The sequence below is a fragment of the Massilioclostridium coli genome, from assembly GCF_900095865.1.
Taxonomy (GTDB): Bacteria; Bacillota; Clostridia; order Oscillospirales; family Ruminococcaceae; genus Massilioclostridium; species Massilioclostridium facile.
In genome coordinates, this window is sequence record NZ_FMIZ01000007.1 from 726,502 (window position 1) to 740,711 (window position 14,210).

Annotated in this window: 16 protein-coding genes; 4 read left to right on the plus strand and 12 right to left on the minus strand. The window is 48.5% G+C overall.

Annotated elements, in window-relative coordinates; translation table 11 throughout:
* Window positions 1-10: 10 nt before the first annotated feature.
* The 10 genes from csm3 to BQ2683_RS08610 form a co-directional block, all read right to left on the minus strand.
* Window positions 11-826, minus strand: a complete 816-nt coding sequence (gene csm3 / locus BQ2683_RS08570; protein ID WP_069988583.1) for a type III-A CRISPR-associated RAMP protein Csm3 — start codon at window positions 824-826, stop codon at window positions 11-13.
* Window positions 827-839: 13 nt separating this feature from the next.
* Window positions 840-1,358, minus strand: a complete 519-nt coding sequence (gene csm2 / locus BQ2683_RS08575; protein WP_069988584.1) for a type III-A CRISPR-associated protein Csm2 — start codon at window positions 1,356-1,358, stop codon at window positions 840-842.
* Window positions 1,359-1,360: 2 nt separating this feature from the next.
* Complete coding sequence (gene cas10 / locus BQ2683_RS08580) at window positions 1,361-3,676, minus strand: type III-A CRISPR-associated protein Cas10/Csm1 (protein WP_069988585.1); 2,316 nt, start codon at window positions 3,674-3,676, stop codon at window positions 1,361-1,363.
* A 238-nt stretch (window positions 3,677-3,914) separates the two neighbouring features.
* Entirely contained in the window at window positions 3,915-5,786 is a 1,872-nt protein-coding gene (locus BQ2683_RS08585; RefSeq protein WP_235843906.1) for a recombinase family protein, read from the minus strand.
* 105 nt (window positions 5,787-5,891) lie between these two features.
* A complete protein-coding gene (locus BQ2683_RS13060; RefSeq protein ID WP_083256431.1) occupies window positions 5,892-6,059 on the minus strand; it encodes a transposon-encoded TnpW family protein in 168 nt (55 codons plus the stop codon).
* 428 nt (window positions 6,060-6,487) lie between these two features.
* Window positions 6,488-6,721: a helix-turn-helix domain-containing protein gene (locus tag BQ2683_RS08590; RefSeq protein ID WP_069988586.1), complete on the minus strand. Its 234-nt coding sequence runs from the start codon at window positions 6,719-6,721 to the stop codon at window positions 6,488-6,490.
* A gap of 5 nt (window positions 6,722-6,726) precedes the next feature.
* The gene (locus tag BQ2683_RS08595) at window positions 6,727-7,155 is read right to left on the minus strand and encodes a sigma-70 family RNA polymerase sigma factor (protein WP_069989503.1); all 429 of its coding nucleotides are present in this window, start codon (window positions 7,153-7,155) and stop codon (window positions 6,727-6,729) included.
* Window positions 7,156-7,640: 485 nt separating this feature from the next.
* Window positions 7,641-8,969 (minus strand): MATE family efflux transporter, encoded by a 1,329-nt coding sequence (locus tag BQ2683_RS08600; protein ID WP_069988587.1) that lies wholly within the window; start codon window positions 8,967-8,969, stop codon window positions 7,641-7,643.
* 149 nt (window positions 8,970-9,118) lie between these two features.
* Window positions 9,119-9,679, minus strand: coding sequence for a TetR/AcrR family transcriptional regulator (locus tag BQ2683_RS08605; RefSeq protein WP_069988588.1), 561 nt, complete (start codon window positions 9,677-9,679; stop codon window positions 9,119-9,121).
* Window positions 9,680-9,744: 65 nt separating this feature from the next.
* Window positions 9,745-10,353 carry a class I SAM-dependent methyltransferase gene (locus BQ2683_RS08610; protein ID WP_069988589.1) on the minus strand — a complete coding sequence of 203 codons (609 nt, stop codon included), beginning with the start codon at window positions 10,351-10,353 and terminating at the stop codon, window positions 9,745-9,747.
* 160 nt (window positions 10,354-10,513) lie between these two features.
* Between BQ2683_RS08610 and BQ2683_RS08615 the strand changes: the two genes are divergently transcribed.
* The 4 genes from BQ2683_RS08615 (at window position 10,514) to BQ2683_RS08635 (ending at window position 13,128) form a co-directional block, all read left to right on the plus strand.
* Window positions 10,514-10,882 (plus strand): helix-turn-helix domain-containing protein, encoded by a 369-nt coding sequence (locus BQ2683_RS08615; RefSeq protein WP_069988590.1) that lies wholly within the window; start codon window positions 10,514-10,516, stop codon window positions 10,880-10,882.
* A gap of 256 nt (window positions 10,883-11,138) precedes the next feature.
* On the plus strand, window positions 11,139-11,468 hold the full coding sequence (locus BQ2683_RS08625) for a plasmid mobilization protein (protein WP_069988592.1): 330 nt from the start codon (window positions 11,139-11,141) through the stop codon (window positions 11,466-11,468).
* Window positions 11,429-12,760, plus strand: a complete 1,332-nt coding sequence (locus BQ2683_RS08630) for a relaxase/mobilization nuclease domain-containing protein (RefSeq protein WP_069988593.1) — start codon at window positions 11,429-11,431, stop codon at window positions 12,758-12,760. Before BQ2683_RS08625 ends, BQ2683_RS08630 begins: the two co-directional genes overlap by 40 nt.
* Complete coding sequence (locus BQ2683_RS08635; protein ID WP_069988594.1) at window positions 12,757-13,128, plus strand: cysteine-rich VLP domain-containing protein; 372 nt, start codon at window positions 12,757-12,759, stop codon at window positions 13,126-13,128. The genes BQ2683_RS08630 and BQ2683_RS08635 overlap by 4 nt, the downstream gene beginning before the upstream one ends.
* Before the next feature lie 153 nt (window positions 13,129-13,281).
* Here the strand turns inward: BQ2683_RS08635 and BQ2683_RS08640 are convergent, their stop codons facing one another.
* Both BQ2683_RS08640 and BQ2683_RS08645 read right to left on the minus strand, forming a co-directional pair.
* Window positions 13,282-13,518, minus strand: coding sequence for a helix-turn-helix domain-containing protein (locus BQ2683_RS08640; protein ID WP_069988595.1), 237 nt, complete (start codon window positions 13,516-13,518; stop codon window positions 13,282-13,284).
* Window positions 13,515-13,946, minus strand: coding sequence for an RNA polymerase sigma factor (locus BQ2683_RS08645; RefSeq protein ID WP_069988596.1), 432 nt, complete (start codon window positions 13,944-13,946; stop codon window positions 13,515-13,517). Before BQ2683_RS08645 ends, BQ2683_RS08640 begins: the two co-directional genes overlap by 4 nt.
* Window positions 13,947-14,210: the final 264 nt, after the last annotated feature.

Genomic DNA, 14,210 nt, shown 5'->3' on the forward strand with positions numbered 1-14,210 from the left:
GGCTCACATCCTAACCCTTGACAGAAGAAGCTTCCGATTTGTTTTTATCGTTATCCCCCTCATCTTGCCCGTTCTTTTCTCCAACCGCGTTTTTTAAAATATTACTTAATTCCAATACAAAATTGCCATCCGAAAAATTCTGTGATGGAATTGGATTCTCCACGTTTAACCCGATAAAACGGATTCTCCCATAGCCACGGGTTCCGTTTCCGCCCAGGTAATCCAGCTGCAATAAACCCAGCCCCTCCGCCAGGACCTCAAAATCTGTTCGGATTTTATCTTCGGTGTCCCCATAAATATCGTAAACACATTGAAACGCAAATTCCGCTTGCGGTATTACCCGTTCAATCGAGCGGGGTTTTGCAGTTCCAGTGAGCCTTGTGATGGTGTTTTCAGTTTTCACTTCGGTCACATCATCCGTACCAGGCAGGTTAATTAAATCTTTCCAATTGCTCAAAAAGCAATCAAAAAATTGCAGGCGGGAAACGGTCAATTCCTGGCTGGTTTTATCGGTGCTGCTTTGTGCGTTGTCTGATTGTCCCTTGACATTATTGTTGCTGGCGGATGTTCCAAACAGACGGATTACTTCAGGTGGATCGTTGTCATGGTTTTTTTCTAAATCAGAAAGTTCATTCACGTAGTTCCGTGCCAGAAGCGACCTTAATTTCCCCTTGATACTACTTCCTGGAATGATGGGGAGATGGGTGAGCGGATCACGGATGACAGGGGAGTTCACCGCCCCAATAGCGGCGAATTCAGTCGAACCCCCAATATGTAAACCAGTAACTACCTGGATGGTTCCGGTGATTTTTAATTTTCCATACATGGCAAGCCCCTCCTTATTTGTCCTTTTTGTTGGTGTAGTAATAATGGTAAGCCACCAGCGCTTCCATATAGTGCATGTAATGCATAAAATTCTTTTTGCTGTTGTTGATATGATCTAATCCGTTTAAAACACCGCATACTTTGCAAAATATATTTACATCATCAATCCGGCCACATTGGTACACCAGTTGATATCGGAACATGCCTAATTTTTCTTTTATTCCTTCTGGAAGCTGGTCATCCTTACTTGGGGTGGATAAAACCTGATGATAGATAGGAATAAACCTGTTATAGATATTGCGCATTTGAGTTGTAGTAAGCTCTTTAAAATCCAAGGAAGCACTAGCTGGTTTTTTTGAGTGTATCTTTTTATTATCGTTGATATGTTCACTGGTTTTAATAATCCTTTCTTCTGCATGATTGATATAAAATTGGTTATCTTGATGCTTCGAAAAATCAACTTCATATATTTCGATGTCATTGATGTTACGTGAATTTTTCTTATTCGGCTTAGCACTATATGTTTTTTCCATGTTTATTCCTCCTTGGTTTTTTCACGGTTCAGGTAGATAAAAAGCCGCATGGCGGTCAATAGCTGTTTCCGATCGGCTGAATTTTTGATCCAGTTCAGCATATTGGCGGAAAATTCCTGGTAAGCCTTTTGTTTGGCGGCATCATTTTTTCCGGATTTTTGAGGGGACATCCTTGCCAGCAGATAGGCTGCCCTTGCAATCCGAATTGGCTCGTCTAGATTTTGCTCCAAACGGCTGATATGTTCATATAGGTTGAATAAAAAGCTATTCCCGCTTCCTTGTTCCGATGGTTCCATTTTGGAAAAATAATTCTGGATTGCCCGCAATTTTTCCATAACAACGATATTTATAAATTCCTCCCAGTGGTAGGTTGCTTGGCAGTAAAGCTGGAATTTTGTCGCAGTTTCGTCCTCTGGATTGCCAGCCTGCCTGGTATCCATTCCAAATAGGGCAACCCCGTTTTTGTGTTCCAGTTTTTTGGCGGCACTTTCCAGCATACCAGTTTCGGACGCCATAGCCTGTAGCGGGTATTTAAACGGGAAAATCCCAATCCCGGCGGAAAAAGTGAGGGCGCCATCGGTGTATCTTTTCAAACATTGGTATAAATCCACTGCGGCTTCGATGATCTGGTCCCATGCGCCCGCCAGAAACATATCGTCCCCACCGGAATAAACCACCACAAGTTTTCGGTTGCCGTTTTCCGGTGTTTTGGATAGCGAAAATGGCAGATACGGCTCCCCATTTTCTTTGGTAAGCTCGCCAAATTCACCACGCAAAATACAGTTGACATGATGTTTGAAAAAGAGGGTCAGTTGCCGGGAAAGTTCGTTGGTCCATCGCAGGCGGCAGCTGCCATCCTGTGCGACGTCATCTCCAATTTTCTCAAAAGTCTTGCCCAACGAGTCCACGTCGGCGCGCAATACTCCAATCCGGGAAATCCCCTGAGATAATCCCGCTAGCTTCTCAAAGGTGGGCATTGGATCTTTTTCTTTCTCCTGATAAAAATAGTTTCCCAGATAAATGGGGATTTGTCCTACATCAACTGGCTTTTTCGGATTGGGATGGTAAACCCGAACGTTTTTTCCCTGCTGGGTGAAAAGGCTGTGTCTGTCGGAAAGCATATATAAAAACTTCGTGTTCCCATCGGCTGCCGGCAGGCGCAGGAACTTATTTTTTTCATGATCTGTTGGTTGACACGGATCTTCTTGGTGATTGGTGATTACAATCAAGTTATCCGAACTCATTAACTCGCTGGAAATTTCCTGGAACTCCTGGCAGTTCTCACAAACTCCGTCCTGGTTTAATGTACTGCTAGTGTGGCAAATCCTGCATTCCCGCCGATTGTCTTTATTCTGTTGTTGGTTGAGCTTTTCCAACTGCTCGCCAGTGTAACGCTGGTATTTTTTCTGGATGGATTGTTCCGATAACTCCTTAAAAACATTCTGCCATTTTTCCTTGTCCACCAGTTGTTCAGCAGAGCAGGGGACGCAGCTATAATTGGCATAGAGGGAACCTCCCAGCTGTTCCAGCAGCCAGTTGTTCACATCGCTGAACAGATTCGAAATCTTTTCCTCTGCGTCAGGAGAGTTGGGGAGCAACAAATATCCATTTCCCCCACCGTTGTAGAGCAGATTGGCTCTAAAAAGGGAAAACTGTTCCAGCAATTCATCCATCAAATGTTCCACCAGAACATCAACGTAAAACGATCGGCTCCGGAGTATTTTCAAGGAATCTTTTCCTGAAACCGTATAGATAAAATCCTGGATACCGGAAAACCCACAGGAAACCAGCAAAAAAGGCTGTTCCGGAACAAGGGGTTGTTCCATACAGCAGGCGAAACAACAGCTGAGGTGGATGCGCTCAAACACCGAAAGGTAGGGATAGCCGGAAGGATAATAGTAGAACTGCCTCCGGCAGAGTTCATAAAGCGCCAGCACACCATCGTTGGTGCAGGGTATCCCCTTTGCCTCTTCTAAAAATTCTGTTTTTCTATCGGTGTAGTTGTGCGGTTGCCCCTCCTGATTGGTGGGATATTGGAAGCTGTTTTCCGTCATGGCGGAATAGATTTTACCGTTCGCCATCGCATCCCCTTTTAAGACATCAAAAATGCAGGACAATGGCTGGAGGGTACCAGCTTTCTTTTTCTTCTTTCCCAAAACAAGCCGGTCCACTTCGTTATCCCATTGGGTGCTTTCCGCCGATCGTTTGTAAGCGTCATTCCATTTGTCCCACAGTTGGGTAAACTCCTGTTCCGATTCCCCATATACCTCCTTCAGAATCCGGAATATCTGGCACACCGCCATTTTTGTTGCTTCCATTTTTCCACCTCCGAACCAATCTGTTAATGATATAAAATAGAAAAAATCTGCTGTCTAAGGGTTAATCTCATATTCACTGTGCTGGTATAAAGCCTGGCTTTTGTATCAAAGTTAGTTAAACGACCTTTATCATAATACATTACCCCGTATTTATGGAATTGGTCACAGGCTTCGAAAAAGGATACATATAAAGGCGTGGTTCCGTAAGAAAACATTTATGTGAGAGAATCGGCGTAGTTTAGGCTACGCCGGTTTTCTTTTCTTTTTGGGCTGCTTGGGATTGCTCCCTTGCTTCCTCAAAATCAAATGCACCAATGAAGTTATAGACAATCTCAATTTCTCTGACCTTAATGCGCGGCTCGTTGTCGTCCGGCGTGTAAACCTCGGAGATATAAATTTTATCCACAAACTCCCGGAGAATGGAAGCGTCAAGCTGCTGCATATCGGTGTACTTTCTGACCGCTGCAATGAACTGTCTGACGTTGACTTTCTGCTTCTCCTGTTCCTTGACTTCCTGCCGCAGATGTTCGACAAGATTTGTAAGGTTGGTCTGTTCCAGCTCATAGTCACGGGACAGTTTGATGAAACGCTCGTCGGAGAGCTTGCCGGAAATGTTATCCTCATACAGTCGCTTGATGATAACATCCAGCTCGGCAATCCGCTTTTGCGATTGCGCCAGAGTGTCTTTCTTTTGTGCCAGCTCCTTATCCCGTTCCCGCAGGCTTTGATCTGCGGCCCGCTGCACAAAGTCGTCCTCATACTGCGTCACATACTGAATGGCTTCCCGCAGGTTTCGCAGCACGATTTCTTCAAGGACAACGCGCCGGATAGAGTGGGTCGAACATAAAGTGCGGTCTTTACGGTAAGTTGAGCAAAGGTAATATTCCTGTTCAGGTTTGAAGTGATTGGCTCTGCACAAGTACATCTTTCCGCCGCAATCCGCACAGAACAGCAGGCCGGAGAACATACCCATGTCGCCCATCTTAGTGGGACGGCGGCGGCCCTGTCGGATTTTCTGGACGATCAGAAACACGCTTTCCTCAATAATAGGTTCCTGTGTGTTCTCAAAGATCACCCAATCCGCCGGATCATTCCATAATACTTTCTTGCTCTTGAACGATTGCTTGGAAGTTTTGAAGTTGACCGTATGGCCCAAATAGTCAAGGCGTTCCAAAATATGTACTACCGTCTTTGTTGCCCATTTATAAGGGTCAGTTGGCCGTTTAGATGTTGTCGGCAAGTCGTTTTCGTAGCAGTAAGCAACAGGCGAAAGAACTTTATTTTCTTGGAGCCATTTTGCAATTTGCGTCGGCCCCATGCCGTCCATGCACAGTGCAAAAATCTTTTGGACAACAGCGGCAGCTTCTTCATCCACGATCCACCGCTTCTTGTTCTCCGGGTCTTTCTTGTACCCATAAGGCGGGATAGTGGTAAGGTGTTCGCCGGAGCGTCCTTTGGATTGCCACGTTGCCCGGATTTTCTTGCTGGTGTCCTTGGCGTACATTTCATTGAATACGTTGCGGATGGCGGTAAATTCGCTGTCCCCGCGCACACTGTCCACACCGTCATTGACGGCAATAAAGTGGACGCCGTACTCTGGAAACAGCATTTCCGTATACATTCCGACTTGCAGATAGTTACGCCCGAACCGGCTCATATCCTTAACGACAACGCGCTTGATCTTGCCCGCCTTGATGTCGGCAAGCATCCTCTGGAATCCGGGCCGGTTGAAGTTGGTTCCCGAATATCCGTCGTCCTCGTCGTAGTGGCGGATGGCTGTATAGCCGTGATCCCGGCAATACTTTTCCAAAATCCGCTTCTGGTTGCTGATACTGTTGCTCTCGCCGTCCAGCTTATCTTCTTGGGAAAGACGCTCATAGCAGGCGGTAATGCCCTCGGCTTCCTCCTGCGGCTGGCTGTGGACATAGAATTGCAGCACCGTGTTTTGGATGGCCGTCTTGGTTTCCTCGCTCAACGGCGCGTCGTTGGATACGCGCTGAAAGGAAGTGACTGGCTGTTGGTACATTTGATTGTCAAGGTTCAAAGTAGTATCGTTATTCCGTGTCGCACGGGAGTTCCGTGCAATCACCATTTCCGGCTGTTTGCTCATAAGTTCCTCCTATTCCGCAGCCGGAAAACGAGGCATGATACAAGTATATTATACCATATCATGCCCCATCCGTCTGCTTGTAGGAAATGAAAAAATCTTTAATTTTTAAGTGGCTGCCTTGCTCAAATCATTTTGAAGCAGCCGACGGATTTTCTTGACTGCGGTTTCTTTCGCGCCGTCTTTGACGGTCGCTTTCACAATATATCGAACGCCTCCGATCTCGTACTGACGTACTACGGGGGCGGTCTGGTTCTGACTTGTTACTGTACTCATACAGTAATCCCCCTTTCGCTTACATTGGTGTAAAACGAAATGGGCAGTACGGACGGCTGTTGGCGCAGCTCCACGGGAATTTCACCCCCGCGTGGTTCTCACGCGGCCCTACCTATTGCCTGCGACGCTTTTAACGCTCGGACTTGGAAACCCCGGAAAAAACGGAGCTTCGTTTAGCTATAAGGGAGTATCATTGTCGCTACCTCCGCTGTTTAAGAGCTGCCTTGCCCTCGGCCCGGTGGTTCTCGCTCTCTCATAAGATATGAGGTCATGGCGCACCACGCCGATGCGGAAGTTGCAGAATGTGTCCGCTGCCCTATGATGCGCCGCCGTTATCTTGCGGGCATTTTTGTCAAGGAACTGTGACGCCACAGACCTTTTGCTGGCGGGGAAAGGGTAAGCCGCTGCATCCAGCCGGGCGGTTATCGTTAAACTTTAACGATAGCTTGGATCAACCTGATTTCTAAGCACCGTTTCATGTACTCGTCCACACACAAATGAGGATAGCCGTCCTCGTCATAGAGCGTCCGGGTACACAGACAATTCATGTAATTGTCATAGTACCGAAGCAACCGTTCTACGGCTTGGGGATCGCCTGCACGGGCGGACACATACACTGAAAGGGGCAAAGGCTCTTTGCCTTTGTAGGCAGGTTCTTTCATCCGCGTCAACCTCCTTCCGGCATGAGCGCCATCAATTTTACACGCAACTCTTTCAGTGTCTTTGTCCTGTGGCGCTGGACGGCGCTGCGGGACATCCCTGTGAGGCTGGCGATCTCGCCGTCTGCCATATCCAGTACGCAGTACAGGATCAAAATGCTTTGTTCCTGTTGCGGCAGGTTGGCAAAAGCGTCGGCCACAAGCTCGTTGTCGATATGTAAATCGTACCCATGAGAGCTAAATACAAAGCTGTCGCTGGGGTAGCGGTCTACGGTGCAGAGCTTGTCCAACTCATGCTGCGGCAGGTCGCTGAACGTCGTTTCACGATCTCTTTGACGCTTCATATTCCGCAGATAAGCCCGTGCCTCATTCTTCAACACTTTTTTGCAAAAGGCATCGAACTGGCCTTGTCCATAGTCGCGGGGGATAGCTTCCATCATTTTCACCCCCTTTCTGTTGGGGGATTGGGTGGTTCTCTCCCTTTCCGCTACTACTAATCCTGCGATACCCTTTGCTGCCCGCTGCACGCCTCCTTTTTGGACTTTTTTTTGAAAAACTTCCAGAGCAAATTTGAAACCGCAGAAATGACAAAATTCGCCCGACAGGTCGTAGACCCACCGAGCGAAAATGAAAGCAATATGAAGTTTATTTACATTGTATAGTTCATACTGTTGGCCGGAGCTGCCCCCTGTTGGGTATAGGCTTTTTTTAACAAGCTATGCCTTTGAAAAACAGGACATATCAGCATGGCGGCTCCCTCCGTGGGCCGCCGATCCTGTGCCGGGCAAAGAGAAGCGGCGGCCTTGATTACTCAAAGCCGCCGTTGGTCGTATGGGCGCGTCAAAAGGGCTGCTGGGCGACGGCTTTTTTTCTTTGCCGTCGTCCGGCAGCTATTTCAACATATTATGTCCGAAAGAAGTCGTTACGCTTTAATGTTTCCTTTCTTCCTTATAAGAACTGTCCCCGTCATAGTAGCTGCAAGACTGGCTACTATATGACTAACCAGTACCGCAACCCAAATCCCGTTTAGGCCAAATCCCAAATAAGATAGCAAATAGGCCAAAGGCATCCGAACCACGATATAATAGAAAATCATCAAGAACATACTTATTGACGGTTTTCCCATGCCGTTAAGCGCACCCAAATAACAGTTTGTGACTGTGTTGAGAACATACCCGATGCTGACAATCAGGAAATATGTACCGACAATGACCGCGACATCGCTGCTCCTGACGAACAGGCCGGAAAGCTGTTTGGAAAATCCAACCACCAGAACAGAGAGGATCACAAGCAGGCCACACCCATATCCCAAAGCGCATTTCAAATAGTCTTTTGCTCGATCATATCGCGCTCCACCAGCGCATTGGCCGATGATTGTAGTTAAAACCATGTTCAGAGCCATAGCCGGATAGAACAGGATAGTTTCCAGTTTTCCCGTTACCCCATAAGCCGCTATTGCCGTTACACTATATGTACTAACGAGTGCCGTAAGGGAAGTTGTGCTGATTGCTGGAATACTTTGCTGAATTACAGAGGGAATTGCTTTTTGAATCAGCAGCAGGACATCACTGCAATTAAAAGCAGAGATTTTGAATGTAAATAACTTTTTCTTTTTCAGATAGGTCAGCATAAACAGCAGGCAAATCATCTGTGAAAGCAATGTCGCAATCGCGGCACCATGAAACCCGATGAAATGAATAAAAACAGGATCAAAGACGGCGTTCAAAATGGTTGATACCAGCATTGCAACAGCCTGAAACATGGAATTACCAAAGCTACGCAAAACCGCAGTGAAATACAAGTAGAGGTAAACTGCCAGATAGCCAAGGATATAAATTGCCAAATAGCTGTATGCCATATCATAAGTTTCGGCAGGAGTGTTCAAGGCTTTCAAAATTCCCGGAAGAAAAATTTCAAGCAAAATGGTGACAAGTAGGGAAAATGTCACTGCTACGCAGAACGATGTGGCTATCAAACTTTCGGCCTTTTTCTTATCCTTTGCACCAATGGCTTGGGAGATCAAAATAGACACACCGTTTGTTGCTCCCATTGCAACAGAAGTCAAAATTAAAATGATAGGAGTAGAATTTGTTAAAGCGGCATAGGCCGTTTCACCGAGCAGATTTCCGATCCACAGACTGTCTACAAGGTTATACATCATATTAAGGAACATGGCGGCAATCATCGGCAGCGCCATTGCCATAAGGCAACGCTTTGTGTTACCACCTATAAAATCAATTTTCGTTGGCATAAATAGTCTATCCTTTCCATAGATAATGAATGAACAACATTCATATTGAAGCCCAAAATAAGCACCGCTGTTTGCGGCACGCTTAGTTGAATGAAAGCTATTCATTTCCTGCTTTTTGAAAATCCCCCGTCCCAAAACGGGGGATCATCTCAAAGGTGAAGTGCAAATATGAGAAATTCACGAATCCGTTTGGATTTATCTTCTTGTGTAAGATCGTCTGCCAGTAGAATACCAAGCTGCCCATATACGCAAAATGTCGCGGCGGCCTGCAAATCATCGAAATGGATTTCACCTTTTTGTTTGGCACGTTGCAGCAGTTTTTCTACAAGTGGCACCAACTTCTCACATACCTTGAGGGCAAGCTGATCGTGAAATTTTCTGTTCTCCGTTCCGTGAAAAACAGAATAATATTTTGTGTCCTGTTTTTCCATAGTGGCAGGCATTTCTTCAATAATCTGACGTAAGGTTTTGCGGTCGTCTGTTTCGGCATCTGCAAATTGCTCTACCAGTACATCGGCATATTGTTCAATCGCGCTGTCAAATAAAGCCTCTTTGGACGGAAAATAGCGATAGCACAAACCTTGTGCCACACCGATGGCTTTTGCTATATCTGTAATTGAGGTTTTTTCATAACCGTTTTCCCCAAACAATTTGAGGGCAGTGTCTAAAATTTCCTGCTTGCGTACTTCCGGCTCTTTTGTAATTCGCATAGTTTTGAGCCTCCTTTCTTTTATCATATCACCCCCACACGAAAAAATCAATGAGTGAATATCAATCATTTTTCGCCCATAGCAATACACGCAGTATTTCCAATCTGCTCCCACGATACATTGCGAAAATATTTTGAAAGCATAGAAACAATTTCTGCTTCGGAGTAAATCTTGACATCCCCCTCTTTGCTGTGGCGCATATAGAAATTCATAATGATGCGTCCTACAAGTGGCTGCCAACAATCGCCCATTAGGAACGTGCCGCCGGGTTTCAATACCCGGTGTACTTCTCTTAGGACATTCATCGGAGCTGGATAATGATGAAACGAATCATTGCAATACACGACATCAAAGGTATTGTCCGGGAAAGGGAGTGCCTCACTATCTCCCAACAACAGTTTCACTTGCTCCGGTAGCTTCGACTTTGCAACATGAAGCATTTTTTCTGATAAGTCAATTCCGTATAATTCTTTGCCAACATCTTCTTGCAAAATAAGTTTCAACATCTCGCCAGTTCCGCATCCTAAATCAAGGGCAGATTGGAATGGAATATGCGACAGCTTTTCCAACAGGACAGGATAAAGGGATCGGGCGTGCTGGCCCTTAATATCTTTGTCATAGGTAGCAGCTTGTTGGTTAAAGGCTGCCTTTGAGTTTTCTTTTGCAGTATTCATGGCATTGACCTCCTTTCCATCTATCAGTATAGCACCATTTTCTGAAATGTCAATGAATGTTATTCATTCAATTATATGAATTATAAAGTTTAATCTACCTGCATATAGCAACATTCCATCGGGATACTATGAACTATACAATGTAGATGGGTGATGTTATATGGCGAAAGTTGAAGATTGCCCCGGCTTTGAAACTTTCGGCGCAGATGTGAAAGCTGCGCGGAAAGCAAAGCACCTGACGCGCAAGGTGCTGGCCGAAATAGTGGGAATTGAATGGCGCTATCTTGCCAATATTGAAAATAAAGGCACGATCCCCAGCCTCCCGGTTGTGATCCAGCTTATCAAAGTCTGCGGGCTTCCCGTGGAGCAGTATTTCAACCCGGAAATCATACGCGGGGACAGCGAACAGCGGCAGCGGGTCAGCCACAAGCTGAAACTTTGCCCGGAACACTATTTGCCAGTCATTGAGGGCGCAATCGACGGGGCGCTGAAAATTGAACAATCAGCGAAAGAAACGGGGGATGTGTGAAAGCATCCTCCGTTTTCCGTTTTGCCAGAGGGCCGCAAGGCTCTCTTATTTTTTTGCCCTTTTTTCAGAGAAATCCCGCATTTTGCGGGCAGTTGGACGTGTTGGGAGCGTTTTAGTAGCGGAGAAGAAGAAACGTAGCAAGCATAGGAAGTGTAGCCACACTTCCGAAAACCGGCCCGCCCCTGTCCCTGCGGGCCGTGGCCGGTTGCTTGTTGGGGAAAGCCCCAAACCCCTGTTCAGAAAGGACGGTGAATGAATGGCAAACCGAACACGAAACATTGTGCTGCGCGTCCCTGTGACGCCGGAAGAACGGGCCTTGATCCAGCAGAAAATGGCCCAGCTCCACACGAAGAACTTTTCCGCCTATGCCCGGAAAATGCTCATTGACGGGTATATCGTCCACATGGACACCAGCGACATCCGGGCGCAGACCGCGGAGCTGCAAAAGATCGGCGTCAATGTCAATCAGATTGCCCGGCGTATCAACAGTACCGGGACTGTGTACGCGCAGGACATTGAGGACATCAAAGGGGCGCTGGCGAAGATATGGCAGTTACAAAGATACATCCTATCAAGTCAACGCTGAAAAAGGCGTTGGACTACATCGAGAACCCGGACAAGACCGAGGACAAAATGCTGGTGTCCTCCTTTGGCTGCTCCTATGAAACAGCGGACATAGAATTTGAAATGCTGCTGGCGCAGGCGATCCAGAAAGGCAACAATCTGGCCCACCACCTGATCCAATCCTTTGCCCCCGGCGAGGCCACGCCGGTACAGGCCCATGAGATCGGCAAGCAGCTTGCCGAGGAAGTGCTGCAAGGCAAATACTCCTATGTGCTGACAACCCACATCGACAAGGGCCACGTCCACAATCACCTGATTTTCTGTGCTGTGGATATGGTAAACCACCGCAAGTACAATTCGAATCGGCAGAGCTACGCCTATATCCGGCGCACCAGTGACCGGCTGTGCCGGGAACACGGTTTGTCGGTGGTACAGCCCAGCCGGGATAAAGGCAAGAGCTATGCGGAATGGGATGCCGGGCGCAAGGGTAAGAGCTGGAAAGCCAAACTGAAAGCTGCCATTGACGCAGTAATCCCGCAGGCCAAAAACTTTGACGATTTTCTCCGGCTCATGGCGGCGCAGGGCTATGAGATCAAGCAGGGTAAATTTATTTCGTTCCGCGCCCCCGGACAGGAACGCTTCACCCGCTGCAAGACCTTGGGCGAGAACTACACCGAGGAAGCCATCACCAGCCGGATCAAGGGGCTGGCCGTGGACAGAGGCCCGAACCGGCAGCGCAAGGGTATCACCCTGCGGATCGACTTGGAGAACAACATCAAGGCCCAGCAGAGCGCGGGCTATGCACGTTGGGCGAAGCTCCAAAATTTGAAGCAGGCCGCAAAGACAATCAACTTCCTTACCGAGCATGGCATAGAGCAATATGCCGAGCTGGAAAGCAAGGTCGCGGAGATCAGCGCGGCCAACGACGAGGCGGCTGCGTCCCTCAAAGATGTGGAACATCGTCTTGGGAACATGGCGGTGCTGATAAAGAACCTCACCACCTACAAGCAGCTCCGGCCCGTGGTGCTGGAATACCGCAAGGCCAAAGACAAGGCCGCGTTCCGGCGCGAACATGAAAGCCAGCTCATTTTGTACGAGGCTGCGGCAAAGGCCATCAAGGACGCCGGAATCACAAGGCTGCCCGATCTGGCCGCCCTGAAAGCCGAGTACCGGGAGCTGGACAAGCAGAAAGCGCGGCTGTACGAACAGTACGGCGAAGTCAAGCGAGAGCTGAAAGAATACGGCATTATCAAGCAGAATGTGGACAGCATTTTGCGGGTGATGCCGGGAAAGGAGCAGGCACAAGAGCTATGAGCATACCGAGAATGAATTACCCTCAATATCGCAAGGCCCGGAAGCTGACGCATGAGTGCTGCAACTACTGTGACGGGAACTGCCTTTTGCTGGACGACGGCGAGGAATGTGTGTGTGTCCAGAGCATTTCCTATTCGCTGCTGTGCCGGTGGTTTCGTGCCGCTGTTCTCCCGCTGGATGGGGCGCTGTATGCCGAGATCATCCAGAGCCGGGACAGCATGAAGCGGTGCGCCGTATGCGGTGCTGCATTTACACCGAAATCCAACCGGGCCAAATACTGCCCGGATTGCGCGGTGCGGATGCGCCGGAAGCAAGAGGCCGAAAGGCAGCGGAAAAGATACCTGCAAGCTACGCAGTTAAGCCGCTGAATAGGCCGCCATAGCGGGCTTCTGGCAAGCGATTGACGGGGCGGCAATAGGATTGCTCCAATACCCGCCGGAACGGGTTTTGAAATGCGTAGAATATCCCCCATAGGAAAGCGCCGGGCGCAGGGCCAACAGGCCGCCGCGTCCGGCGCTTTCTTATGGGCTGTTCAGGATGGCCCGGATCAGTCTGCTTTGCAATCGGCGCTTCATGTACTCGTCCACCCGCACATGGGGCGTACCGTCCAGATCGTAGAGCGTCCGGGTACAGAGCTTGTTTATGTAGCCCTCATAGTACCGCAAGACGCGCTCCACGGCCAGTGGATCACCAGCGCGGGCCGCCTCGATCACAGACAGGGACAACAACTCCCGCCCACAGAAAGTCGGCTGCTTCATTTCGGTTTCCTCCTTTCTTCCTCCAATCGTTTCCGCAATTCGTTCAGGGCCTTGGTGCGGTGCCGCTGGACGGCGCTGCGGGACATTCCCACAAGACTGCCGATCTCTCCGTCTGCCAGCCCCAACACACAATGCAGGATCAAAATGCCTTGCTCCTGTTCCGGCAGACTGGCAAAGGCAGCGGCCACCAGCTCGTCATGGATATGTAAGGCATAGCCATAGGCTGTGAATAGGATGCTGTCGCTTGGGTATTCGTCCACTGTGCAGAGCTTGTCCATTTCTTGCTGCGATAAGGCGCTGAACTCGATTTCTCGGTTCCGCTGGCGTCCCAAATCCCGCAGGTGGGTTCTGGCCTCATTGCGGAGAACAGTTTTACAGAAAGCGTCAAACCGGCAGCGTTCTCTATAACCATCAGGAGTGTACTTCATCTTCTCACCCCCGATCTGCGGGAGAGTGAGAAGCCGGGGCCGGTTGCGTCGCCCCCTGTGTCTATGTTGCTGCGGAAGCTCCGGCCCGCACCGAAAAACCGCAGGAATCGACAAAATTCGCCCGGCAGGTCGTAGACCCACCGGGCGAATATGAAAGCGTTATGAAGTTTCCTTACATGGTATAGTTCATATCGTTGGCCGGAGCTGCCCCCTGTTGGATACAGGCTTTTTTTAACAAGCTATGCTTTTGAAAAACAGGGTATA